Source organism: Agrobacterium sp. P15N1-A, from assembly GCF_044626815.1.
GTDB lineage: Bacteria > Pseudomonadota > Alphaproteobacteria > Rhizobiales > Rhizobiaceae > Agrobacterium > Agrobacterium leguminum.
The window spans coordinates 154,824-178,081 of record NZ_JBIUPF010000005.1 but is presented as its reverse complement, the minus strand read 5'-3'; the positions used below and the strand labels follow the sequence as shown (position 1 = coordinate 178,081).

At 60.6% G+C, this 23,258-nt stretch carries 22 protein-coding genes; 17 read left to right on the top strand and 5 right to left on the bottom strand.

Annotated elements, in window-relative coordinates; translation table 11 throughout:
- Positions 1-3 precede the first annotated feature (3 nt).
- From aztA to ACIK7D_RS18205, 10 genes are all read left to right on the top strand, one after another.
- Positions 4-831 carry a zinc ABC transporter ATP-binding protein AztA gene (gene aztA / locus ACIK7D_RS18250; RefSeq protein ID WP_137454185.1) on the top strand — a complete coding sequence of 276 codons (828 nt, stop codon included), beginning with the start codon at positions 4-6 and terminating at the stop codon, positions 829-831.
- Positions 824-1,690 (top strand): zinc ABC transporter permease AztB, encoded by an 867-nt coding sequence (gene aztB, locus ACIK7D_RS18245; RefSeq protein ID WP_400156990.1) that lies wholly within the window; start codon positions 824-826, stop codon positions 1,688-1,690. The genes aztA and aztB overlap by 8 nt, the downstream gene beginning before the upstream one ends.
- A gap of 28 nt (positions 1,691-1,718) precedes the next feature.
- Positions 1,719-2,744, top strand: a complete 1,026-nt coding sequence (aztC, locus tag ACIK7D_RS18240) for a zinc ABC transporter substrate-binding protein AztC (protein ID WP_137454183.1) — start codon at positions 1,719-1,721, stop codon at positions 2,742-2,744.
- A gap of 125 nt (positions 2,745-2,869) precedes the next feature.
- Entirely contained in the window at positions 2,870-3,343 is a 474-nt protein-coding gene (locus ACIK7D_RS18235) for a ribonuclease H (protein WP_137454182.1), read from the top strand.
- A 228-nt stretch (positions 3,344-3,571) separates the two neighbouring features.
- Complete coding sequence (locus ACIK7D_RS18230; protein ID WP_400156989.1) at positions 3,572-4,264, top strand: FadR/GntR family transcriptional regulator; 693 nt, start codon at positions 3,572-3,574, stop codon at positions 4,262-4,264.
- A complete protein-coding gene (locus tag ACIK7D_RS18225; protein WP_022562682.1) occupies positions 4,261-5,433 on the top strand; it encodes a PLP-dependent transferase in 1,173 nt (390 codons plus the stop codon). The genes ACIK7D_RS18230 and ACIK7D_RS18225 overlap by 4 nt, the downstream gene beginning before the upstream one ends.
- Before the next feature lie 38 nt (positions 5,434-5,471).
- Positions 5,472-6,731 carry a sugar ABC transporter substrate-binding protein gene (locus ACIK7D_RS18220; RefSeq protein ID WP_127758036.1) on the top strand — a complete coding sequence of 420 codons (1,260 nt, stop codon included), beginning with the start codon at positions 5,472-5,474 and terminating at the stop codon, positions 6,729-6,731.
- Between the two features lie 151 nt (positions 6,732-6,882).
- Positions 6,883-7,827 (top strand): carbohydrate ABC transporter permease, encoded by a 945-nt coding sequence (locus tag ACIK7D_RS18215; RefSeq protein WP_003525091.1) that lies wholly within the window; start codon positions 6,883-6,885, stop codon positions 7,825-7,827.
- 3 nt (positions 7,828-7,830) lie between these two features.
- On the top strand, positions 7,831-8,661 hold the full coding sequence (locus ACIK7D_RS18210) for a carbohydrate ABC transporter permease (protein ID WP_035228147.1): 831 nt from the start codon (positions 7,831-7,833) through the stop codon (positions 8,659-8,661).
- 4 nt (positions 8,662-8,665) lie between these two features.
- Entirely contained in the window at positions 8,666-9,742 is a 1,077-nt protein-coding gene (locus ACIK7D_RS18205) for an ABC transporter ATP-binding protein (protein WP_400156988.1), read from the top strand.
- A gap of 435 nt (positions 9,743-10,177) precedes the next feature.
- On the opposite strand, the gene ACIK7D_RS18200 is transcribed toward ACIK7D_RS18205, so the two are convergent.
- The 5 genes from ACIK7D_RS18200 to ACIK7D_RS18180 form a co-directional block, all read right to left on the bottom strand.
- Positions 10,178-11,176: an ABC transporter ATP-binding protein gene (locus tag ACIK7D_RS18200; RefSeq protein ID WP_400156987.1), complete on the bottom strand. Its 999-nt coding sequence runs from the start codon at positions 11,174-11,176 to the stop codon at positions 10,178-10,180.
- Positions 11,177-11,188: 12 nt separating this feature from the next.
- On the bottom strand, positions 11,189-12,013 hold the full coding sequence (locus ACIK7D_RS18195; RefSeq protein WP_065116739.1) for a carbohydrate ABC transporter permease: 825 nt from the start codon (positions 12,011-12,013) through the stop codon (positions 11,189-11,191).
- 257 nt (positions 12,014-12,270) lie between these two features.
- The gene (locus tag ACIK7D_RS18190; protein ID WP_035228415.1) at positions 12,271-13,143 is read right to left on the bottom strand and encodes a carbohydrate ABC transporter permease; all 873 of its coding nucleotides are present in this window, start codon (positions 13,141-13,143) and stop codon (positions 12,271-12,273) included.
- Positions 13,144-13,254: 111 nt separating this feature from the next.
- Positions 13,255-14,544: a D-tagatose-bisphosphate aldolase, class II, non-catalytic subunit gene (locus ACIK7D_RS18185; protein ID WP_137454750.1), complete on the bottom strand. Its 1,290-nt coding sequence runs from the start codon at positions 14,542-14,544 to the stop codon at positions 13,255-13,257.
- The gene (locus tag ACIK7D_RS18180; protein ID WP_170986021.1) at positions 14,541-15,548 is read right to left on the bottom strand and encodes a sugar kinase; all 1,008 of its coding nucleotides are present in this window, start codon (positions 15,546-15,548) and stop codon (positions 14,541-14,543) included. The genes ACIK7D_RS18185 and ACIK7D_RS18180 overlap by 4 nt, the downstream gene beginning before the upstream one ends.
- Positions 15,549-15,850: 302 nt before the next feature.
- Here ACIK7D_RS18180 and ACIK7D_RS18175 point away from each other — a divergent pair, with 302 nt between their 5' ends.
- From ACIK7D_RS18175 to ACIK7D_RS18145, 7 genes are all read left to right on the top strand, one after another.
- The gene (locus ACIK7D_RS18175) at positions 15,851-17,164 is read left to right on the top strand and encodes a sugar ABC transporter substrate-binding protein (RefSeq protein WP_170986022.1); all 1,314 of its coding nucleotides are present in this window, start codon (positions 15,851-15,853) and stop codon (positions 17,162-17,164) included.
- Between the two features lie 263 nt (positions 17,165-17,427).
- Positions 17,428-18,198 carry a galactitol 2-dehydrogenase gene (locus ACIK7D_RS18170; RefSeq protein ID WP_065116549.1) on the top strand — a complete coding sequence of 257 codons (771 nt, stop codon included), beginning with the start codon at positions 17,428-17,430 and terminating at the stop codon, positions 18,196-18,198.
- A gap of 16 nt (positions 18,199-18,214) precedes the next feature.
- Positions 18,215-19,225: a D-altritol 5-dehydrogenase gene (locus ACIK7D_RS18165; protein WP_137454752.1), complete on the top strand. Its 1,011-nt coding sequence runs from the start codon at positions 18,215-18,217 to the stop codon at positions 19,223-19,225.
- Between the two features lie 114 nt (positions 19,226-19,339).
- A complete protein-coding gene (locus ACIK7D_RS18160) occupies positions 19,340-20,353 on the top strand; it encodes a LacI family DNA-binding transcriptional regulator (protein WP_048902871.1) in 1,014 nt (337 codons plus the stop codon).
- Positions 20,354-20,614: 261 nt separating this feature from the next.
- Complete coding sequence (locus ACIK7D_RS18155) at positions 20,615-21,973, top strand: NAD(P)H-dependent oxidoreductase (RefSeq protein WP_170986023.1); 1,359 nt, start codon at positions 20,615-20,617, stop codon at positions 21,971-21,973.
- A gap of 17 nt (positions 21,974-21,990) precedes the next feature.
- Positions 21,991-22,293 (top strand): putative quinol monooxygenase, encoded by a 303-nt coding sequence (locus ACIK7D_RS18150; protein WP_137454754.1) that lies wholly within the window; start codon positions 21,991-21,993, stop codon positions 22,291-22,293.
- Positions 22,294-22,305: 12 nt separating this feature from the next.
- The gene (locus ACIK7D_RS18145; protein WP_137454755.1) at positions 22,306-23,232 is read left to right on the top strand and encodes an NAD(P)-dependent oxidoreductase; all 927 of its coding nucleotides are present in this window, start codon (positions 22,306-22,308) and stop codon (positions 23,230-23,232) included.
- Positions 23,233-23,258: the final 26 nt, after the last annotated feature.

Here is a 23,258-nt window from a genome sequence, read left to right as displayed (position 1 = left end):
TCGATGAGCGATCCGTGCCTCGCCTTCAAAAACCTGACGCTTGGATATGCCGGCCGCGCGGCCGTGCATCATCTGAATGGCGATATCGCCAGAGGCTCGCTCACTGCGGTGGTCGGCGCCAATGGCTCTGGAAAATCGACGTTGATGAAAGGCATTGCCGGCATTTTGAAGCCGCTCGGCGGCGAATGCCGGATAAGCCCAGATCTGTCCGTCGCTTATCTGCCGCAGCAATCGGAACTCGACCGCTCTTTTCCAGCGCAGGTGCGGGATCTGGTGGCGCTTGGTCTCTGGCCGAAACGCGGCCTGCTTGGCCGCCACCGTCCCGAAGACCGGGCGGCGATGGGCCGCGTGATGGAGGCGGTCGGGCTTTCCGGTTTTGAAAGGCGCAATATCGACTCGCTTTCCGGCGGGCAGATGCAGCGCGCCCTTTTTGCCCGCGCCATGTTGCAGGATGCGCAGCTGATCCTGCTCGACGAACCCTTCAACGCCGTCGACGAGCGCACCGTTTCCGACCTTATGGTCCTGATCAAATCATGGGTGGCGGAGGGACGCACGGTTCTGGCCGTCCTTCATGACTTCCAGCTCGTACGGCAGCATTTTCCAGAGACCCTGTTCCTTGCCCGAAAGCTTGTCGGCCTTGGTCCTACGGCCGAAGTTCTGAAGGCGGAGAACATCCGGCAGGCGCGACATTTCCACGAGGCGTGGGAGGAAAATGCTCCCTGGTGCGAACCGGCCGCGGCGCCTTCGCTGCAGTTCGTCGGGGCAAGTCCGCAGGCGGCATCCGCCCATTCCCATCCCCACTCCCACGCGAATTCGAATGTCCATGGCTGATATCTTCATCCAACCCTTCGTTCAGTATGTCTTCATGCAGCGTGCGCTTGCCGGGGCGCTGATCCTTGCCGTCAGCTGCGGCCCGGTCGGTGTGTTTCTGATGCTGCGCCGCATGAGCCTGACGGGCGACGCCATGTCTCACGCCATCCTGCCGGGAGCGGCGGTCGGGTTTCTGTTCTACGGGCTGGAAATCCTGCCCATGACCATCGGCGGGCTGGCCGTCGGCCTTCTGGTCGCGCTGGGTGCAGGCGCTGTGTCACGCTTCACCATCCAGAAGGAAGACGCCTCGCTTGCCGCCTTTTATCTCATCTCGCTGGCGCTCGGCGTGTTGCTCGTCTCATGGCGCGGTTCGAGCGTCGATCTCATGCATGTGCTGTTCGGCACCGTGCTGGCGCTGAACAATGAGGCGCTCGGCCTGATCGGCGGCATCTGCATCGTAACGCTTCTGGTGATGATAACCTTCTGGCGGGCGCTGCTGGCGGAATGCCTCGACCCCCTGTTCCTGCGCTCGGTCAGCAACTGGGGCAGCCCGGTGCATTTCCTCTTCCTTGCCATCGTCGTCCTCAATCTGGTCGGCGGCTTTCAGGCGCTGGGAACGCTGCTCTCCGTCGGGCTGATGATGCTGCCCGCCGCCGCCAGCCGCTTCTGGTCCAACCGTGTCGCACCCATGTGCTTCATTTCCATCGGCATCGGCATGGTGTCCTGCTTTGCCGGCCTGCTTTTGTCCTATCACGCGTCGCTGCCATCCGGCCCGGCGATCATCCTTTCCGCGGGCGTCATTTATGCGCTCTCCATCCTCGTCGGCACGCGCGGCGTGCTCAGCGATCTTCTCGGTTCCGGCCGTCACAGGACGGCCTGAAAACAGCGTTCGAAAAAGGAGAACCTTCATGTTCAAAACACTCCGTCTGGCCACCGGCGTCAGCCTTCTTTCCCTCTCCCCGGTTCTGATGGCGCAGGCGTCCGCCGCCGAACTCAAGGTCGTTGCCAGTTTCTCGATCATCGCCGATTTCGCGAAAAACGTCGGCGGCGACCGTGTCGAAATCACCACGCTGGTCGGGCCGGATGGCGACGCCCATGTCTATGAACCCCGCCCGGCCGATGCCGTCGCCGTCAGCAAGGCGGATGTGGTGCTGGTCAACGGTCTGGAATTCGAAGGCTTCCTCAAGCGGCTGATCGACACCAGCGGCACCAAGGCGCCGGTGGTGGAACTGACCAAGGGTGTGGAGCCGCTCAAGCTTTCCGAAGAGCCGGCCGGTCACGCCCATCCGGAAGCCGAGGAAGAGGAAGGTCACGACCACAAGGCAGAAGAAGCCGGCCACAGCCATGAGACCGCCGAGGCCCATGATCACGACCACGGCCATGAGGGACATCACCATCACGGCGAGTTCGACCCGCATGCCTGGCAGTCGATCAAGAACGCCGAAATCTACGTGAAGAACATTGCCGGCGCCTTTTGCGAGGTCGACAAGGCCGGTTGCGCCACTTACACCGCCAATTCGGACGCCTATATCGCCAAGCTTGCCGCTCTGAACGAGAAGGTGAAGACCGAGATCGCCGCCATCCCGCCGGAAAAGCGCGTCATCATCACCTCCCATGACGCCTTCGGTTATTTCGAGCATGCCTATGGCCTGAATTTCCTCGCACCCGAAGGCGTTTCGACGGAATCCGAAGCCTCGGCCGCCGATGTCGCCAAGCTGGTGGATCAGGTGAAGCACGACAAGGCCTCGGCGATCTTCGTCGAAAACATCACCGACAAGCGGCTGATCGACCAGATCGCCAGCGAAACCGGCCTGAAGGTTGGCGGCACGCTCTATTCCGACGCGCTTTCGACCGCTGAGGGCCCGGCCGCGACCTATATCGACATGATCAACCACAATATCGAGACGATCACGGCGGCTGTGCTCGGCCAGTAAGTTTGACCATATCGCTGCGAGTTCGGGGAGGGTGGCCTATGCCGCCCTCTCTGCTTTTGTGTTAATGCAACGGCCCTGGAACTCCTCCTTTAGCGATTTCCATATTGGTGCTAAAAAGCTTCCTCATGTCCGATGCGCTTCACATCTTCACTGACGGTTCCTTCGACGATGCCTCCGGATCCGGAGGATGGGCGTTCGTGGTTCATGAAGCGGGCCACCAAGTCCATTCCGCTTCAGGCAGGACTGTCGGCACATCCAACAATACTTTCGAAGTCCTCGCCGTCCTCAACGCAATGTCGTGGGTCGCCGTCGAAGCGCCAACGCGGTCAGTCACGCTCTGGACGGATGCCGTTCATGTCATCGAAGGCTGCCGCCGATATAGGGCGATCTGGCGCAACAACGGCTGGAAGCGGATCACGCCCAATCAGCGTACCCGCCGAAGACCGATACCCGACAGGGACATCTGGCAGCAGCTCGACAGCCTGCTGGAGCGGCATCCCCATGTGGTTGTAGAATGGTGCAAAGGGCATTCCGGCACTGTCGGCAACGAGCATGCCGATGCATTGGCGCGTGGAGTGGCCCGCGCGAAGGTACTTTAGCCGGCGGCCGTCCGTCGCCGTGACGCGGCGCGTCAATCCCTTCACTTCAACCATCCCCGTCTCTACCTTTTTCCGTATCGAGCGGTTGCGCCGGTACTCTTCGCGACTCCAGCCGAATGGTGCGCAGGCACGGCCGCCTTGCCGGTTGACAATTGACATCCCGTTTGAAATGGTAAGATGTCAGACCAATTTAGAGGGTGTGTCTTGGACAGGTCCAGCCGGGAACTCATGCAGCCGATTCCACCGAGCGACCGCGTGCGCCAGGTGGAGGCCGCGCTTTCCGACTATGTGGAGCGGGCAGGGCTGAAGGCCGGAGACCGGCTTCCCGCTGAACGCGAACTGATGGTGGCGCTGGGTGTTGGCCGCTCCACCATCCGCGAAGTCATCCGTAAATTTCAGGCGCTCGGCGTCATCGACAGCCGCAAGGGCAGCGGCAATTATCTGCTGAAGCCGATTTCCGCCGCCACCGTGCATATGCCGATTTCCATCGATGCCGAAAGCCTGCGCGATGCGCTGCTGATGACGCTGGAAGTGCGACGCGGCATCGAGGTGGAAGCCTCCATGGCGGCTGCGCGCCGCCGCACGGCAGACGATATCGCCACGATGGAAGCGCGGCTTGATGAGATGGAGCGGGTGCATCTGGCCGAAGGCACCTCCGGCAAGGCCGACCTTGCCTTCCATCTGTCGATCTACGATGCCACCCATAATACACTGTTCAAGCAGCTTCTGGAGCAGATGCGCGAAGGCTTCGAACGCTTCTGGTCGAAGCCGTTCGACCGCCCGGATTTCGCCAGCCGCTCCTTTCCCTTTCACCGCACGCTGTTCAATGCCATCGCCGCCGGTGATGCCGAGACCGCCCGTGAAGAAACACTGAAAATCCTCGCCGTCGTCGAGGAGGATATCAAGGACATGTCGAAATGAACCATGGCAACGATCTCTTCGATCCCGCCTCATTTATCGTTGCGCATGACGAGGCCCACGCCTTCGAAGCCGTGGTGCCGCCCATCGTGCAGACCTCGCTTTTCACCTTTTCCAGCTATGACGAAATGGTTTCCACCTATCGCGGCGAAAAGGTGCGGCCGGTCTATACGCGCGGGCTGAATCCCACCGTGCGGCTGTTTGAAGAGATGCTGGCGAAGCTGGAAGGTGCCGAAGATGCGCTCGGTTTTGCAAGCGGCATGTCGGCCATTTCCTCCACCGTGCTGTCCTTCGTTTCGCCGGGCGACCGGATCGTCGCCGTGCGCCATGTCTATCCCGATGCATTCCGCCTGTTCGGCACCTTCATGCAGCGCATGAATATCGAGGTGACCTATGTCGACGGCCGCGATGAGGCGGCGGTTGAAAAGGCGATGCCGGGCGCAAAGCTGTTTTACATGGAAAGCCCGACGAGCTGGGTGATGGAAGCCCATGATGTCGGTGCGCTTGCCGCCATCGGCAAGCGGCATGGCGCCGTCACCGTCATCGACAATTCCTGGGCAAGCCCGGTCTTCCAGCAGCCGATCTCGCTCGGCGTGGATCTCGTCGTACATTCGGCCTCGAAATATCTGGGCGGTCACAGCGATGTGGTCTCCGGCGTGGTGGCGGGTTCGAAGGCGATGATCGACCGCATCCGGGCGGAAACCTATCCCTATCTCGGTGGCAAGATGTCGCCCTTCGATGCCTGGCTGCTCATTCGCGGGCTTCGCACGCTGCCGCTGCGCATGAAGGCGCATCAGGCCTCGGCGCTTGAGATCGCTACCCGCCTGCAGGCGCTGGATGTGGTGGAGAAGGTCTGCCATCCGGGGCTGGCGAACCGTCTGCCGCCCGGCCTTCACGGCACCTCGGGCCTGTTTTCCTTCATCTTCAAGGACGGGGTGGATGTGCGCGCTTTTGCCGACCGCCTCAAGCTTTTCAAACTGGGTGTTTCCTGGGGCGGGCATGAAAGCCTCATCGTCCCCGGCGAAGTGGTGCTCGAACAGAAGGCGCAGCCAAACTCCGCCCACACCTTCGGCATCAGCGCGCGTTCGGTGCGCCTGCATGTCGGGCTGGAGGGCACGGAAGCCCTCTGGAACGATCTCGAACCCGCGATCAAGGCGGCCTCCGCCGCCTGACGCGTTTTTAAACTGACGACAAAAAAGGGGAGAACGACATGAAAAAACTGGTAACAGCAGCAATCTTCACCGCCCTGATGACCGGAACGGCGCTGGCGGACACGACCTTGAAACTGGTCGAGGTCATCACAAGTCCCGAGCGGACGGAAACGCTGAAAGGCATCGTCTCGAAATTCGAGGCTGCCAATCCCGGCACCAAGGTGGAAATCATCTCCCTGCCGTGGAGCGAAGCCTTTCAGAAATTCGCCACCATGGTCTCGGCCGGCGATGTGCCTGACGTGATGGAAATGCCCGACACATGGCTGTCGCTTTATGCCAATAACGGCATGCTGGAGAGCCTTGAGCCCTATCTTGCCAAATGGGAGCACACCGCGGGCCTGAGCGAGCGCACGCTGGAACTCGGCCGCGATGTCAAGGACACGGCCTATATGCTGCCCTATGGTTTCTACCTGCGCGCCATGTTCTACAACAAGAAACTGCTGGCCGAAGCCGGCGTGAAGGAGCCGCCGAAGACCCTCGAGGAATTTGCCGATGCGTCCAAGAAGGTCGCAGCCCTTCCCGGTAAATCTGGCTACTGCCTGCGCGGCGGCCCGGGCGGCCTTAACGGCTGGGTCATGTTCGGCGCATCCATGGCCGGTTCGAACGAGTTCTTCACCAAGGACGGCACCTCCACCTTCGACAGCCCCGGCTGGGTGAAGGGCCTGACCTATGTGATCGATCTCTACAAGAACGGTTATGCGCCGAAGGACAGCGTCAACTGGGGCTTCAACGAGATCGTCGCCGGCTTTTATTCCGGCACCTGCGCTTTCCTCGATCAGGACCCGGATGCACTTATCGCCATCGCCCAGCGCATGAAGCCGGAAGATTTCGGCGTCATGACCATGCCCAAGGGACCTGACGGCAAGACCTTCCCGACGATCGGTTTCGCCGGCTGGTCGATGATGTCGAAATCCGAAAACAAGGACCTTTCCTGGAAGCTGATCGAGACACTTGAAGGGCCGGAAGGCAATATCGAGTGGAACAAGAAGACTGGCGCGCTGCCGGTGCACAAGTCGGCGGAGAAGGACCCCTTCTATGCCAGCGAGCAGTTCAAGGGCTGGTTCGACGAACTGGCCGACAAGAACGCCGTGCCGACGACGATGCCGACCTATCTTGAGGAATTCGCCTTCTTCAAGGATTCGCTTGTGATCAAGACATCGCAGGAAGCGCTGCTCGGCGATATCACGCCGGAAGACCTTGCCAAGCAATGGGCTGATTACATGACCAAGGCGCAGCAGAAGTTCCTGGCCTCGAAGTAACGACATTGACCGGCTGCGCGGGCGCAAATGCCCGTGCGGCGGGTCTTGCCGGCCTTCGCTGCGACAGGCCTTTTCATAGAAATTTTTCGGATCGGTAAGCCGTGAGGCTGGAAAACCCGTCCGTTCCATCGTCCGATCAGGGAGCGATACAATGTCCTATGCCCATGGCGCCGGGCCGGTGGCTGCGCGCAAACCGGCTGGCAAGCCTGCGATGCGGCGGTTTGCCGATTGGGCCGAACCCTGGCTTTACAGCGCGCCTGTGCTGGTGCTCATCGTCGCCGTCATGCTGGTGCCGCTGGTGCTCGGCCTCTCCTATGCCTTTCGCGATGTGCAGCTGCTCAATCCGTTTTCCGGCGGTTTTGTTGGTCTCAAACATCTGGAGGCACTGTCGCAGGATGCGGCCTTTTACCGGGCGCTGAAAAATACGCTGTGGTGGACCGGTGCTTCGGTTTTCCTGCAATTCTTCTTCGGCCTCATTCTGGCGCTGCTGCTCGATAAACCCTTTGCGGGCAGGGGGCTGGCGCAGGCGCTGGTGTTCCTGCCATGGGCCGTGCCGACCTTCCTTGCCGGTCTCAACTGGGCTTGGCTGTTCAACCCGGTCATCGGGCCGCTGCCGCACTGGATGGTCTCGCTCGGGCTGTTATCCGCACCCAACAATATCCTCGCCGATCCGCAGCTTGCCATGTGGGGGCCGATCATCGCCAATGTCTGGTGGGGCATTCCCTTCTTCGCCATCACTTTGCTTGCCGCACTTCAGGCCATCCCGCGCGATCTTTACGAGGCGGCGGAAATTGACGGAGCGAACCCGCTGCAGCGTTTCACCTCCATCACGCTGCCGTTTCTGGCGCCCACCATCGCCATCACCATTCTGCTGCGCACCGTCTGGATCGCCAACTTCGCCGATCTCATCATCGTCATGACCAATGGCGGACCGGCGGACCGCACGCAGATCGTCGCCAGCTACATCTTCACGCAGGCCTTCCGGCGTCTGGATTTCGGTTATGCCTCGGCCATTGCGCTGGTGCTTCTGGTGCTGCTGCTTGCCTATTCCATGCTGATCGTACTGCTGCGCCAGCGCCTGATCGAGAAGGACTGACCGATGACCTCAAGGATATTTCTCACCCTTGCCCATCGTCTGGCGATCCTTGCCTATATCGCCTTTGCGCTGTTCCCACTGTTCTGGCTGCTCAAGGTGTCCGTGACGCCGAATGATCTGCTCTATAGCGAAGGTGTGAGGATGTGGCCATCGCGGGCGACCTGGGATCATTATCGTTTCGTCATAGAAAACAGTGCCTTCCCGACGTTTTTTAAGAACAGCGTCATCGTCGCGGGCTCCACGGCAATTGCCGTGACGATACTTTCTTCGCTCTCGGGTTACGCGCTGTCGCGCTTCCGTTTCAAGGGCAAATACTGGATCGTCGCCCTGATGCTGATCACCCAGATGTTCCCGCTGGTCATGCTGGTCGCGCCGATCTTCAAGATGCTGTCGCCGCTCGGCCTCACCAACAGCCTGACGGGCCTCGTCATCGTCTACACCGCCTTCAACGTGCCTTTTGCCACCTTCCTGATGCAGTCATTCTTCGATGGCATTCCGAAGGATCTGGAGGAGGCGGCGATGATCGACGGGGCGAGCCGGTTTACGGCCTTCCGCCAGATCATCCTGCCGTTGACGCTGCCGGGCATTGCCGCGACGCTCGGTTTCGTCTTCACCGCCGCGTGGAGCGAGCTTCTGTTTGCGCTGATGCTGATTTCCGGCAACCAGAGCGCCACCTTCCCGGTTGGCCTTCTGACCTTCGTTTCGAAATTCTCCGTCGATTTCGGGCAGATGATGGCGGCGGGCGTTCTGGCGCTCATTCCGGCCTGCCTCTTCTTCCTGCTCATTCAACGTTATCTCGTGCAGGGCCTGACGGCCGGCGCGGTGAAAGGATAATCCCATGGCTTCCATCGAGCTGAAGAATGTCGGCAAGACCTATGGCGACCTCGCCGTGCTGCATGGCGTCGATCTTGATATCAGGGATGGCGAGTTCATCGTCCTCGTCGGTCCCTCCGGCTGCGGAAAATCGACGCTGCTGCGCATGATCGCAGGCCTTGAAGAGATAACATCCGGCGACCTGTCCATCGATGGCGAACGCGTCAATGATCGCCGGCCGAAGGATCGCGATATCGCCATGGTCTTCCAGTCCTATGCGCTCTATCCGCATATGAGCGTCGCTGACAATATGAGCTATAGCCTGCGCCTGCGCCGCAGCCCGAAAGAAACCATCGCGGCGGCGGTGGCCGGTGCTTCCGCAAAACTTGGCCTCGATCCCTATCTCGCCCGCCGCCCGAAGGCGCTCTCCGGTGGCCAGCGTCAGCGCGTCGCCATGGGCCGCGCCATCGTGCGCCAGCCAAAGGCCTTCCTGTTCGATGAGCCGCTGTCCAACCTCGATGCCCGGCTGCGCGAGCAGATGCGCTCCGAGATCAAACGCATGCATGCCGATCTTGGCGCAACCTCGGTTTACGTCACCCATGACCAGATCGAGGCGATGACGCTTGCCTCACGCATCGTCGCCATGAATGCCGGCCATGTGCAGCAGATCGGCGCGCCGCTCGATCTTTACGATCGTCCCGCCAATCTCTTCGTCGCTGGTTTCATCGGTTCGCCCGGCATGAATTTCCTCGAAGGACGGCTCGTGCAGGAGAATGGCGGCAGTTTCGTCGTGCTGGGTGACGGCACGCGTCTGGCGCTTGGCCGGGAAGTGGACCTCGCCGATGGCGAGCCGGTCACGCTCGGCATCCGCCCGGAACATGTCACCGTAGCACCGGCTGAAGGCGGTGTGGAAGCGACGGTCGATCTGGTCGAGCCGACCGGCCTCGGCGTCATCCTGCACCTCACCGTGCATGGATTGCCGTTCAAGCTGTTTTCATCGGACCGGGCATTATTGCAGCCGGGCAAGTCCCTGCGGGTCGGCTTCCCGCAGGAAAGGCTGCATGTCTTTGATCGGAGTGGCGTCAGGATCGGGGAGGCGTGAGGTTCGGCATAGTACGCAGGAATATTTCCTGAGCGGTTGCACACCCACCTCCGTCATTCCGGCCTTAAGCCGGAACGGCGGAAAGCTGGAGACGTTGAGAACCTTCGCAAACGCGCCAACCGTGGCATCAGATTGCCCTTCGGTCGTCTATTGTGGAGGCTCCGGCTGGATGGAGCTTTAACAGGATTTTTCATTCACGCGGACCCGCAGGCGTGGAGCTTACACCCCCCTCTGCCCTGCCGGGCATCTCCCCCTCAAGGGGGGAGATCGGCAAAAGGCTCTTTCATCGCTTCATTCGCAAGCTTCCAGATGTGCGAGACTTTGCCGCAGATCGATCTCCCCCCTTGAGGGGGAGATGCCCGGCAGGGCAGAGGGGGGTAAGCCCCACGCGCCTGCGGGTCCGCTGTGAATGAAAAACCTTGTGAAAGCCAGCACCTAGATCGCCACACCCTTCTCATCAAACCTGTGTATCTTGGTCTCGTCGGGGGTGATGAAGACGGTATCGCCATGTTTGCATTCGAACTCGCCGTCAGTGCGGGCGGTGATCGGGCCGATGCCTGACACCTCGAGATGCAGGAAGGTATCCGATCCGAGATGTTCGGCAACGGTGACCTTGCCCTGCCACAGCCCGCTGTCCTTCGACAGCAGCAGATGCTCGGGCCGTACACCGGCGGTGGTGGCGCCCTTGCTGCGGGCAAAATCGCCGGTGATGAGGTTCATGCGCGGTGAGCCGATGAAGCCGGCGACGAAGAGGTTTGCGGGGGTGCGGTAAAGCTCCATCGGCGAACCGACCTGCTCGATATTGCCGCGGTTCAGGACGACGATCTTGTCGGCCATGGTCATGGCTTCCACCTGGTCGTGGGTGACGTAGATCATCGTCGTCTTCAGCGTGTTGTGCAGCTCGGAGATTTCCAGCCGCATGGTGCCGCGCAGCGCCGCATCGAGGTTGGAAAGCGGCTCGTCGAACAGGAAGGCTTTCGGTTCGCGCACGATGGCGCGGCCGATGGCGACGCGCTGGCGCTGGCCGCCTGACAGCTGCGAGGGCCGGCGTTCGAGATAATCGGTGAGGTTCAGCACCCGGGCGGCGTCTTCCACCTTTTTGTCGATCACCGCCTTGTCGAGCTTGGCCATCTTCAGCGGGAAGGCGATGTTGTTCCTGACGCTCATATGCGGATAAAGCGCATAGGACTGGAACACCATGGCAAGGCCGCGCTCGGCCGGCGCCTTTTCGGTGGCGTCATTGCCGTCGATGACGATCTTTCCGCCGGAGACGTCCTCCAGCCCGGCGATGAGGCGCAAAAGCGTGGACTTGCCGCAGCCGGACGGACCGACGAAGACGACGAACTCGCCGTCGTTGATATCGAGATCGATCGACGGGATGACTTTCGCCTCACCGAAGAGCTTGGACACGTTCTGAAGGGAAATGCTGCCCATGTTTGTCGTTCCTTATTTCACGGCGCCAAAGGTCAGGCCACGCACGAGTTGTTTCTGCGAGAACCAGCCGATGACGAGAATGGGGGCGATCGCCATCATCGAGGCGGCCGAGAGTTTTGCCCAGAACAGCCCCTGTGGCGAGGAGAAGGAGGCGATGAAGGCCGTCAGCGGCGCGGCATTGGTGGTCGTCAGCCGGATGGTCCAGAAGGCTTCGTTCCAGGCAAGGATGACGTTGAGCAGCAGCGTCGAGGCAATGCCCGGCACCGCCATTGGTGTCAGCACATGCACGATCTCGTTCCACAGGGACGCGCCATCCATGCGGGCAGCTTCGAGGATCTCGCCGGGGATTTCCCGAAAGTAAGTGTAGAGCATCCAGATGACGATCGGCAGGTTGATGAAGGTCAGCATGATGGTGAGCCCGATGCGGGTATCGAGCAGGCCGGCATTGCGGAAGATCAGATAGATCGGCACCAGCACGGCGACGGCCGGCATCATCTTGGTGGAGAGCATCCACATCAGAATGTCCTTGGTGCGTTTGGTCGGCGAGAACGCCATGGCCCAGGCGGCGGGAATGGCGATGATCAGCGCAATGATCGTCGAGCCGAGCGACAGCACGACCGAGTTCATGAACGGCTTGAAGTAATCGCGCTGGGTCTGGACCGTCACGTAATTCTCGAAGGTGCCCGAGGGAATGAGGCTGAAGCCGGCGATCGCCTCCGGTTCGGTCTTGAGCGAGGTGAGGAAGGCATAGAGGATCGGGAAGAACAGCAACAGCGCCACGGCCCAGGCCGCGATGGAAAAGCCGATCTTCGCACGTGTGGTTGTCTTGCGGGCCATGATTAGACCTCCCCTGAGGTAATAGCGGTAAAAGCACGGGGCCGTTTCGGTGTGGAGATGGAGGCATCCCCACCGCCCTCATCCCTGTGCTTGTCACAGGGATCCAGCCAGCCCAAGTCTTTGGGCTGAGAAAGAGTCTTCCCGCCGCGCCGACGCGCGTCGGCTGGATTCCTGTGACGTCCTCGGGCTTGTTCCGGGGAACAGGAATGAGGGAGGTGGGGCGTTGATGCCGCAGATAGAACCATTGTCATGTCCCCCTACCGATCCAGATTTTTGCCAACCGCCCGCATCAGGAAGATGGCGACGATATTGGCCAGGATGACGGCGATGATGCCGCCGGCCGAAGCGCCGCCGACGTCGTAACCGAGAAGCGCGGTGCGATAGATGAGGAAGGCGAGGTTGGTCGAGGCATAACCCGGTCCGCCATTGGTGGTGACGAGGATTTCCGCGTAGACGCCGAGCAGGAAGATCGTCTGGATCAAGATGACGACGGTGATGGCGCGCGACAGATGCGGCAGGGTCAGATAGATGAAGCGGTTGACGAAGTTGGCGCCATCCATCTCGGCGGCTTCCTTTTGTTCGCCATCGAGCGACTGCAGGGCGGTGAGCAGGATCAGCGTCGCAAACGGCAGCCATTGCCAGGCGACGATGATGATGATGGAGAGCAGCGGAAACTGCGCGAACCAGTCGACCGGCTGCAGGCCGAAGAAGCGTGAGAGATCGGCAAGCACGCCGTAACCGGGATGCATGATCATGTTCTTCCACACCAATGCCGCCACCGGCGGCATGACGAAGAAGGGCGAGATGATCATGATGCGCACGATGCCCTGGCCGAAAATGTCATTGTCGAGCAGGAGCGCAATGGCGATGCCGCCGATGACGGTGATCGCAAGCACGCCGCCGACGATCAGCAACGTGTTCCAGATCGACTGGAAGAAGGCCGGGTCGGTATAGAAATACTGGTAATTGAAGAGACCGGCAAAGCTGACATTGGCCGGGTTGAGGAGATTGTAGTTCTGGAACGAGAACCACAGCGTCATCGCCAGAGGCACGATCATCCACACCAGCAATAACAGTACCGATGGCGCAAGCATCACCCGCGCCAGACCGCTCGTGTTTCGAGTTGCCATTGGTAGTCCTCCCTCACGGATACAGTTATGAGTTTGAGCGGGACTTCAGATGAAACCGCTCGCACTTCCCCCATTTCGCTCCGGCGGCCTCTGCCGCAGGGGCATCCGGATTTATGATTGCCGTCGGTGGCGGCCTTCGCCCGTCGCCGCGTGATAGGTCGCCAGAACCTGATCCACAGCCGCGATCAAAATCTCTTCCGCGTCTTCGCCCGCAACTGTTGCGAGCGGCAATTCGCCGAGATACTGGCGCAGCAGGGTTTCGGGAATTGTCTTCCCATCCAGCGCCTTATGCAAGGCGGAAACGGCCTGCAACGCTTCCGGCCGCGTCCAGTAATAACGGATGCGGTCGCTGTAACTATAGTGGCGCTGCAATCGCAGCGTGATGTCGTCGCCATGGTAATGGCCCTGCCAGTCGCCCGGCGCGCTCAACATCAGTTTCTCCATGGTCCGCGCCAGCGGTCGGTCGCCATAGGTGCCGACCATTTCGGATGCGATCATATCAAGCGCATAAAGCGCTTCCCGGTAAGCGAAGGTGAGGCCCGGACCGACTTTGAGGATCGGATATCCGTCGCGCACCAGTGCGGCAAGGGCAAGCTCGGTCTGGTAATCGGTGGAGTGGGCCTCGAACACCAGCTGTGGTTCGCCGTCCAGAACGGCGCTCAACGCCTCTGCGGCCTGCGGATCATAAGCGACGACATTGTCGCTGCCGAATTCCACGCCCGGCTGCACGACGAAAGCGATGACCCGTTCGAAGGCTTGCGAAAGACCGTGCTGCGCGAATATCTCGCGGTGAAGGTCGATGGTGTTGCGCGCCGCCTGCGGCTGCGTTGGCGCAACCGTGTCGAGCACATGGTCGGCGCCGCCAGGCACCGGCACTTCGGTGCCGAGAATATAAAGCGGTTTGGGCAGGCCGGCATCGGTGGCGGCCTTTTCGGCAACGGCCGCAAGTTTGGCGGCGCGGTTGGCGATGGTGACGTCATCCAGCGCTGCCGGCTCACCGGCACAGCCCATCGATGCATCAAGGTGAATCTTGCGAAAACCCGATGCCACATAGGCTTCGACCATGGCGGCGGCTTTTGTCAGCGCCTCTTCGGCCTTCTCCCTGCGCCAGGGGTTGGGGCCGAGATGATCGCCGCCGAAAATCAGGAGTTCGCCGGGCAGTCCTTCTTCCGCAGCGATGCCGTTGACGAAGGCAACAAAATCACGGGGTGTCATGCCGGTATAACCACCGAGATGATTGACCTGATTGCAGGTCGCCTCGATCAGCACGGCTGTCTTGCTGGCAGCGGCGCGGCGGATCGCGGCGCGCAGGACGACGGGGTGGGCCGAACAGACGGACGTGATGCCCGCGGGTTTGCCGGCGCGGCGGGCGGCGGCGAGATTTTCCAGAATGGCGGTCATAGGACTTCCTCCGACAATTGCGCGGCCATGAAGGCATCGAGTTCGGCAAGGCTGGCAGCGCCCTCCATCGGGCCGCGCCTGATGACGTTGTGGGCACCCGATGCATTGGCGTAAGCGAGTGCTTTTGCCGGGTGCATGCCGAGGCGGCGGCAGGTGAGGTAGGTTGCGCCGAAACAGTCGCCGGCACCGGTCGGGTCGATTTCCGCCACCTTCAGGCCGGGGGCGTCGATGCGCCCATGGGCGCGGCTGAAATGGCTTGCGCCCTTCGCGCCGCGTTTCAGCACGATTTCGCCGACACCGGAGGCGAGCAGCTTTTCGATTGCCGCATCCTCATCGTCCAGACCGGAAGCGGCCTGAAGTTCCTCGCCCGATGGTAGCAGGAGATCGGTGACGGCAAGCAGATCGTCGATCAGCCTGCGGCCTTCGTCACCCTGCGCCAGTTCCTTGCGGATGTTCGGATCGAAAGACACCGAACCGCCACGTGCCCTGACATGTCTGATCGCCGCCAGAATGATGTCGCCAATGCCGGCAATCGCAAAAGCCGATCCCATGACGTGCACATGGCCGGCTTTTTCCATGAGCGCCTGCGCTTCATCGGTCATCTGCGTTTCGCTGGCCGCGGAATGGGCGATGTTGAAAACGAAGTCGCGCGCGCCGTTCTCACGGTAGCGCACGAAGGCGCTGCCGGTCGGGCGATCTGGAATAGTGGCGATTGCCGAGACATCGACGCCGTCGCGGCGCAGTCTTTCGACATTGAGGCGGCCGAAATCGTCGTCACCGACTGCGGCAATGATGCCGGCGGTTCCGCCGCACCGCGCCACCTGATCGATGAAGATGGCCGGTGCGCCGCTCGGGAAAGGGCCGATCAGCGTTTGCGGCTCGAGAAAGCCGTTTCCCACCGTCGTCGCCATAATCTCCACGAGGATTTCGCCGGCCGTGATGGTCGGGCCCTGGGTCTGCGGCGCCAGTGTAGATACCTGCCTCATCGTCTCCTCCATAAGCATGTGCCGCCGTCCTGCCGGGCAGGTGCATTTCCGGTCTGTTATTTTCTCGGATATCAGTTAAAGTTTACGCGCGTCAAGATATCAATGGATGAAATATCTGCTGCAATGCAGCAAGGAAAATGCGCGAAATAATAAATTATGAAGTGAATATACTGGTGTAAACAAGGATTTATGCAGGTTTCAGGCGGGCTGGCTGCGCGATGATTTATTTTTGGATGTTGACAATGGATGCAATTTCGCGAGATAAAAATTTTACGCATGTATTGTTATGCGTAGACATCCGTAAAGGAGGAGCGGGTATCATGAGCAAATTCATTGCAATTCTGTCGTCGTCTGTGGTTGGGGCCGGGCTTCTGGCCGGGCTGGCGCAGGCGGAAGAGATCAACATCGCCACCGTCAACAATGGCGACATGATCATCATGCAGAAGCTTTCCAGCGCCTGGGAGAAGGAAACGGGCAACAAGATCAACTGGATCGTGCTGGAAGAGAATGTTCTGCGCGAACGCGTCACGACCGACATCGCCACCAATGGCGGCCAGTTCGACATCATGACCATTGGCGGTTACGAAGCGCCGATCTGGGGCAAGCAGGGCTGGCTGGCGCCCGTCGACGATCTCGGCGACGATTATGATTATGCCGATCTGCTCGACCCGATCAAAAAGGGCCTGACGGTGGACGGCAAGCTTTACGCCGTGCCGTTCTACACCGAAAGCTCGTTCACGCTTTACCGCAAGGATCTGTTCGACGCCGCCGGCCTGAAGATGCCTGACAATCCGACCTACGACCAGATCAAGGATTTCGCCGCCAAGCTGACCGACAAGTCGAAACAGCAATATGGCATATGCCTGCGCGGCAAACCGGGCTGGGGCGAAAACATGGCCTTCCTCGGCACCATGATCAATACCTATGGCGGCCGCTGGTTCGACATGGACTGGAAACCGCAGCTGACGAGCGAGCCGTGGAAAAAGGCGATTGCGGATTATGTGGCGCTGATGACCTCCTACGGCCCGCCCGGTGCGGCCGCCAACGGCTTCAACGAAAACCAGACGCTGTTTTCATCCGGCCGTTGCGCCATGTGGATCGACGCCACCTCGGCGGCGGGCCGCGTTTATGACCCCAAGCAGAGCCAGGTTGCCGACAAGACCGCGTTTACGCGTGCTCCGGTCGAGGTAACGCCGAACGGTTCGAGCTGGTCGTGGTCCTGGAACCTTGCAATTCCAAACAGCACGAAGAAGCTTGAAACCGCCAAGTCCTTCGTCAAATGGGCGACTTCGAAGTCCTATGTGAAAACGGTTGGTGAAAGCGAGGGCTGGGTGGCCGTGCCGCCGGGTACGCGCAAATCCACCTATGAGCTGCCGGAATACAAGAAGGCTGCGCCTTTCGCGGATACGGTACTGAAGGCGATCATGTCTGCCGATCCGTCCAAGCCGACCAAGGATCCGGTGCCCTATACCGGCGTGCAGTTCGTCGCCATACCGGAATTCCAGTCCATCGGTACGGTTGTCGGCCAGCAGATCGCGGCAGCCCTTTCCGGCCAGCAGACCGTCGATGCGGCGCTTGAAGGCGCGCAGAAGCAGGTCGAACGTGACATGACCCGCGCGGGCTACATCAAGTAGCCGCGTCCTCCCGGCGTGCCGCCCGTTCGCCTTCTGGCGGCGGGCGGCATGGGTGGGGATCGAGGGCCAGTTCTTCCCTCATTCCTGTGCCTGTCACAGGAATCCAGTCAGCCCAAGTCTTTGGGCTGGAAGGACTTTCTCGCCGCGTGAGAGCCGCGTCGGCTGGATTCCTGTGACAAGCACAGGAATGAGGGGAGTGAGGAAAAGCATCGAACAACAAACGAGCATGGCCAATTGACCCGCCATGCATCACGGAGATCGACATGAGATTGAACAACAAGGTTGCGCTGATCACCGGCGCTGCCCGCGGTATCGGCCTTGGTTTTGCGCAGGCTTTCGCCGATGAGGGCGCAAAGGTCATCATCGCCGATATCGATATTGCCCGCGCCACGGCATCTGCCGCCGCCATCGGCCCTTCGGCAAAGGCGGTGCGGCTGGATGTTACCGACCTCGCTCAGATCGATGCGGTGGTGAAGGCGGTGGATGAGGAGTTCGGCGGTATCGATATTCTCGTCAACAATGCCGCGATCTTCGATATGGCGCCGATCAACGGCATTACCGAAGAGAGCTATGAGCGGGTGTTCGACATCAATCTCAAGGGCCCGCTGTTCATGATGAAGGCCGTCTCCAATGTCATGATCGAGCGCGCGCGCGGCGGCAAGATCATCAATATGGCAAGCCAGGCCGGCCGGCGCGGCGAGGCGCTGGTGACGCTTTATTGCGCCTCCAAGGCGGCGATCATTTCCGCCACGCAGTCGGCGGCGCTGGCGCTCGTCAAGCACGGCATCAATGTCAATGCCATTGCGCCGGGTGTGGTGGATGGCGAGCATTGGGAAGTGGTCGATGCGCATTTCGCCAAATGGGAAGGCTTAAAGCCCGGCGAGAAGAAGGCGGCGGTGGCCAAATCCGTGCCGATCGGCCGTTTCGCCACGCCTGACGATATCAAAGGGCTGGCGGTTTTCCTCGCCTCCGCCGACAGCGATTATATTCTCGCCCAGACATATAATGTCGATGGCGGCAACTGGATGAGCTGAAAAGCCGGAGATGACCATGCATGCCATTCAATTCGTCGAGAAGGGACGCGCCGTGCTGGCGGAACTCCCCGTCGCCGATCTGCTGCCGGGTCACGCGCTCGTGCGGGTCAAGGCTTCGGGGCTTTGCCACACCGATATAGACGTGCTGCATGCGCGTTATGGTGACGGAGCGTTTCCCGTTATCCCCGGCCATGAATATGCCGGTGAAGTTGCAGCCGTGGCTTCCGATGTGACAGGCTTCAGGGCCGGTGACCGTGTGGCCGTCGATCCCAATCTGCCCTGCGGCACCTGCGCCAGCTGCAGGAAGGGGCTGACCAACCTTTGCAGCACGCTGAAGGCCTATGGCGTTTCCCACAATGGCGGCTTTGCCGAATTCAGCGTGGTGCGCGCGGATCACCTGCACGGCATCGGTTCGATGCCCTATCATGTCGCGGCACTGGCCGAACCACTCGCCTGCGTCGTCAACGGCATGCAGAGCGCTGGCATCGGTGAGAGTGGTGTGGTGCCGGAGAGTGCGCTGGTGTTCGGCGCCGGTCCGATCGGCCTGCTGCTTGCCCTGTCGCTAAAAGCCCGCGGCATTCAGACAGTAACGATAGCCGATATCAATGAAAGCAGACTGGCCTTTGCCGAAAGCCTCGGACTGAAGGTGGCGGTTTCCGGCTCGGAAGCGCTCTTGCGGCAACAAAAATCTTTTGACTTTGTGGCCGATGCGACGGGTATTGCCGCCGTTGCCGAAGCGATGATCCCGCTGGTTGCGGATGGCGGCACCGCGCTGTTTTTCGGCGTCTGCGCGCCGGATGCCCGCATTTCGGTGGCGCCTTTCGAAATCTTCCGGCGTCAGTTGAAGCTTGTCGGCTCCCATTCGCTGAACCGCAACATACCGCAGGCGCTTGCCATTCTGGAGACGGATGGCGATGTCATTGCGCGGCTGGTGTCGCACCGGTTGCCGCTTTCGGAAATGCTGCCGTTCTTTACGAAAAAACCGTCTGATCCGGCGACGATGAAAGTGCAGTTTGCGGCCGAATGATCGTTTGGCCGTTGATAACCATTCGACCGGCTTTTCGTGCGAAGGCCGGTCGATATAGAGTACCACATGTAATATTTCATGGGGGCAAGCACTTTGGCCAAATCTATCAGGACGATGGAAGAATTTTCGGAATTCGTCGGCCTTTCCCGCCCGACTGTTTCGAAATACTTCAATGATCCGGCCTCGGTCCGCAAGAAGACGCGGGACACGATCGAGGATGCGCTGAAGAAATCGGGCTTCCGGCCGAATATCTTCGCCGTCAACCTCAACCGCCGCCGTTCCAATATCATCGGCATCATCATTCCGAACTCCACCGACCCGTTTTACATGGCGCTGACGAGCCGCATCGAACTCATCGCCAACGAGGCGGGGTTCCTTGCCTTCGTGCTATCGTCTGATGGCAAGGCGGAAATCGAGGACCGGGCGATCCGCACCTTCAAGTCGATGAATGTAGCGGGCGCCATCATCGCGCCGCTCGGCGTCAAATCCCATCGCGCCACGCTGGAGCAGCTCGCGGCCAGCATTCCGATCGTTTATGTCGATTCGCCGTTGGATGAGACCTCGGCCTTTGTCGGAACGGACAACCGCCAGAGTGTCGGGCTGATGGTGGATTATCTCTGCCGTTCGGGCGAACCGCCCTGTTTCTTCGATATGCCGCAGGTCAATACCAACGCTGCGACACGCCGCACGGCCTATGAGGAAGCGATGCAGCGTCTCGGTTTCGAGCCGCATGTCATCGATGTTCCCGGCATCGTCACCTGGGATTTCGAGCGTTTCGCCTTTGATGAAGCGAGCAGGCTGCTGGATGGGGCAGGGCATTTGCCATCGCGCACCATTTTATGCGCCAATGACCGTATCGCCTTCGGCGTCATCGCCGCCGCCTTCCAGAAGGGCATCAAGGTTGGCCATGGCTCCGACTACGACCTCAGGGTTGCCGGCCATGACGACCATCCGCTGTCGCGTTATGCCTGCCCGCCGATTACCACGGTGGCGCAGAATTATAACGAGATCGGCAGGCTGTCGATCGAGCTTCTGCTGCAGAAGCTGGATGATGAGACGGATGACACGACGCGGATGCGTGAACGTATCCTGCTCAGCGCCGATCTGATGCTGCGCAAATCGGCCTGATGCTTGTTAGATAAACTAAACGAAAAATATGATTTTCTAAATAGAACTAATATCTGAACGCTCCTACTCTGGTCTCAAGGTTGCTTTGGGAGGCGACCGCGAGAGCCGGCGCAAAGGCGTGTCGGGATCCGGGAGGAACGCAGAAACGTCATGTGGCCAGCGCCGCGAGGGGTGAACCTTCGCTGCCTCGGTATCGCATGGCCTTCGCCGGGCAGTCTGGACATTCTCGCCAGCAATTTCCCCAGCGAAGGATGTCAAAACATGAATCTCTATTCTCTTCTGTCAGCGCGTGCAGCCGGCGGCAAACCTGTCCGGGTCGGTCTCATCGGTGCCGGCAAGTTCGGCTCCATGGTGCTGGCGCAGGCGCAGCGCATCGCCGGTTTCCACATGGTCGCCGTCGCAGACCTCAATGTCGGCAAGGCAAGGGAATCGTTTGACCGCGTCGGCTGGCCGAAAGAGCGTTACGACGCGACGAGCTGCGCCGATGCGCTGAAGAGCGGCAAGACCTATGTGACCGACGATGTGAACGAGCTTTTCGTCTGCGGCGAGATCGAATGCGTGATCGAAGCGACCGGCCATCCGCTGGCCGGTGCGCGCCATGCACTGGGCGCCATCGAGCACAACAAGCACGTCGTCATGGTCAATGTCGAAGCCGACGTCATGGTCGGGCCGATCCTTGCTGAAAAGGCGCGAGCCAAGGGCCTGATCTATTCCATGGCTTACGGCGACCAGCCGGCGCTGATCTGCGAGCTGGTCGACTGGGCGCGCGCCACCGGCTTCGAGGTCGTTTCCGCCGGCAAGGGCATGAATTTCGAGCCGCGTTACCGTTATTCGACGCCGGACACGGTCTGGGGTTATTTCGGCTGGACGGACGAGGAAGTGGCCAAGGGCGACTTCAATCCGAAAATGTACAATTCCTTCACCGACGGCACCAAGGCGGCCATTGAAATGGCGGCCGTCGCCAACGGCACGGGGCTGGATTGCCCGGATGACGGTCTGGCCTTCCCGCCCGCCGGCCTGCACGATCTCGCCCGCGTCTTCCGCCCCGCTGCCGATGGCGGCCGTATGTCGCGCTCCGGTCTGGTCGATATTGCCGCAAGCCAGGAGCCGGACGGACGCGAGGTGTTCAACAACATTCGCTACGGCGTTTTCGTCACCTTCAAGGCGCATAATGAATATGCCCGCGCCTGCTTCAAGCAATATGGCCTGCTGACCGATCCCTCCGGCTGGTATGCTTCCATGTGGCGTCCATTCCACATCATCGGGCTGGAAACCTCGATCAGCGTGCTTTCCGCCGTGCTGCGCAATGAGGCTACCGGTTGCTCCAGGGAGTTCCGCGGCGATGCGGTGGCGACCGCGAAGAAGGACATGCAGCCCGGCGAGATGCTCGACGGCGAGGGCGGTTACGCGGTCTGGGCGAACGCCATTCCGGCCACCCGCAGCCTTGACATCAAGGCGCTGCCGATCGGCCTTGCCCATAATGTCAAGCTGAAGCGCGCCATCAAGAAAGACCAGATCGTCAGCTTCGACGATGTGGAACTGGTCAATGATCTCGATGTGGTGAAGCTGCGCCAGGACATGGAAAACCAGTTCCGTCCGCAAAAGGACGCCGCGGCGTAATGGACGGGAGAGAGGACATGTCGAAGGGAGCTTTCGTGGTGATCGCAGAATTCCGGGTGAAGCCCGACGCGATGGACGCCTTTCTCGATGCGGCGCGCGATGACGCCAGGCACTCGGTTCAGGATGAACCGGGCTGCCAGCAATTCGATGTGGTGCGGCCGGAAACCGGAAACAATGTGGTGTTCTACGAGGTCTATGACGACAGGCAGGCTTTCGACGACCATCTGAAAACACCACATCTCGACCGGTTTCGGGAAGCATTTCCCGCCCTCATCGAAGAAGAACTGCCGGTGCGTTTCCTGAACCGGCATTGGCTCTGAAGGATGGAAATGATGGCTGACATTCGCCGGGTCGCCGTTATCGGAACGGGTATCATGGGCGCTCCGATGGCGGGGCGTCTGGCGGAGGCCGGGTTTTCCGTCAAGGCTTGGAACCGCAGCGCTGAAAAAGCTGCGGTTCTGGCGGCAAAGGGCGTGCAGCCGGCGGCCACGGCTGCCGAAGCTGCGGCCGAAGCCGATGTCGTCATCTGCATGCTGAGTTCCGGGCCGGTCTGCGACGAGGTACTGCTCGGTGCCTCGGGTGTCATTTGCACCATGAAGCCCGGTGCCATTCTGCTCGTGATGAGTTCCATCCCGGTCGACAGTGCACGGGAACAGGCGGAGGCGGCCAAGGCTTATGGCGTCGCTTATGTCGACGCACCGGTTTCCGGCGGTGAAAAAGGGGCGATCGAGGGAACGCTCGCCATCATGGCCGGCGGTGAACAGCGGGATGTGGATGCATTGCGGCCACTCCTCAATTGCCTTGGCCGCGTCACCCATGTCGGGCCGGTGGGTTGCGGCTCACTGGCCAAGCTTGCCAACCAGCTGATCGTCGCCTCGACAATCTGCGCCGTTGCCGAGGCTTTGACGCTGGTTGAAGCGGGGGGAGCCGACCCGGCGCAGGTGCGCCAGGCCTTGCTGGGCGGTTTTGCCGAGTCCACCGTTTTCCGCCAACACGGAAAACGCATGGTGGAGGGCGATTTCCGCCCCGGCGGCCCGGCGAAATATCAGGTGAAGGATACGTCCACGGCGCTGGCTTTCGCCGAAAGCCGTGGCTTGAAATTACCGGTCGGCGAGGAGGTTGACCGGCTGTTCCGCTCCATGGTCGAGCATGGCGCGGGCGAGCTTGATCACAGCGGTGTGATCCTTGAGATTAAGCGCATGAATGCGTTCGGAGGAACGCTCGAAACTGTCCAGAGCATTTCCAGTAAAAGTGCGTAGCGGTTTTACGTCCGGATAATGCGCTA

Excerpts from the sequence above, each read along its gene's own strand:
- ACIK7D_RS18210 (WP_035228147.1), top strand. The coding sequence starts at position 7,831 with ATGACCTCAAGGATATTTCTCACCCTTGCCCATCGTCTGGCGATCCTT.
- ACIK7D_RS18230 (WP_400156989.1), top strand. The coding sequence starts at position 3,572 with ATGCAGCCGATTCCACCGAGCGACCGCGTGCGCCAGGTGGAGGCCGCG.
- ACIK7D_RS18155 (WP_170986023.1), top strand. The coding sequence starts at position 20,615 with ATGAATCTCTATTCTCTTCTGTCAGCGCGTGCAGCCGGCGGCAAACCT.
- ACIK7D_RS18225 (WP_022562682.1), top strand. The coding sequence starts at position 4,261 with ATGAACCATGGCAACGATCTCTTCGATCCCGCCTCATTTATCGTTGCG.
- ACIK7D_RS18175 (WP_170986022.1), top strand. The coding sequence starts at position 15,851 with ATGAGCAAATTCATTGCAATTCTGTCGTCGTCTGTGGTTGGGGCCGGG.
- ACIK7D_RS18205 (WP_400156988.1), top strand. The coding sequence starts at position 8,666 with ATGGCTTCCATCGAGCTGAAGAATGTCGGCAAGACCTATGGCGACCTC.
- ACIK7D_RS18215 (WP_003525091.1), top strand. The coding sequence starts at position 6,883 with ATGTCCTATGCCCATGGCGCCGGGCCGGTGGCTGCGCGCAAACCGGCT.
- ACIK7D_RS18185 (WP_137454750.1), bottom strand. The coding sequence starts at position 14,544 with ATGACCGCCATTCTGGAAAATCTCGCCGCCGCCCGCCGCGCCGGCAAA.
- ACIK7D_RS18220 (WP_127758036.1), top strand. The coding sequence starts at position 5,472 with ATGAAAAAACTGGTAACAGCAGCAATCTTCACCGCCCTGATGACCGGA.
- aztB (WP_400156990.1), top strand. The coding sequence starts at position 824 with ATGGCTGATATCTTCATCCAACCCTTCGTTCAGTATGTCTTCATGCAG.
- ACIK7D_RS18195 (WP_065116739.1), bottom strand. The coding sequence starts at position 12,013 with ATGGCCCGCAAGACAACCACACGTGCGAAGATCGGCTTTTCCATCGCG.
- ACIK7D_RS18200 (WP_400156987.1), bottom strand. The coding sequence starts at position 11,176 with ATGGGCAGCATTTCCCTTCAGAACGTGTCCAAGCTCTTCGGTGAGGCG.
- ACIK7D_RS18170 (WP_065116549.1), top strand. The coding sequence starts at position 17,428 with ATGAGATTGAACAACAAGGTTGCGCTGATCACCGGCGCTGCCCGCGGT.
- ACIK7D_RS18165 (WP_137454752.1), top strand. The coding sequence starts at position 18,215 with ATGCATGCCATTCAATTCGTCGAGAAGGGACGCGCCGTGCTGGCGGAA.
- aztA (WP_137454185.1), top strand. The coding sequence starts at position 4 with ATGAGCGATCCGTGCCTCGCCTTCAAAAACCTGACGCTTGGATATGCC.
- ACIK7D_RS18160 (WP_048902871.1), top strand. The coding sequence starts at position 19,340 with ATGGAAGAATTTTCGGAATTCGTCGGCCTTTCCCGCCCGACTGTTTCG.
- aztC (WP_137454183.1), top strand. The coding sequence starts at position 1,719 with ATGTTCAAAACACTCCGTCTGGCCACCGGCGTCAGCCTTCTTTCCCTC.
- ACIK7D_RS18150 (WP_137454754.1), top strand. The coding sequence starts at position 21,991 with ATGTCGAAGGGAGCTTTCGTGGTGATCGCAGAATTCCGGGTGAAGCCC.
- ACIK7D_RS18180 (WP_170986021.1), bottom strand. The coding sequence starts at position 15,548 with ATGCTTATGGAGGAGACGATGAGGCAGGTATCTACACTGGCGCCGCAG.
- ACIK7D_RS18235 (WP_137454182.1), top strand. The coding sequence starts at position 2,870 with ATGTCCGATGCGCTTCACATCTTCACTGACGGTTCCTTCGACGATGCC.
- ACIK7D_RS18145 (WP_137454755.1), top strand. The coding sequence starts at position 22,306 with ATGGCTGACATTCGCCGGGTCGCCGTTATCGGAACGGGTATCATGGGC.
- ACIK7D_RS18190 (WP_035228415.1), bottom strand. The coding sequence starts at position 13,143 with ATGGCAACTCGAAACACGAGCGGTCTGGCGCGGGTGATGCTTGCGCCA.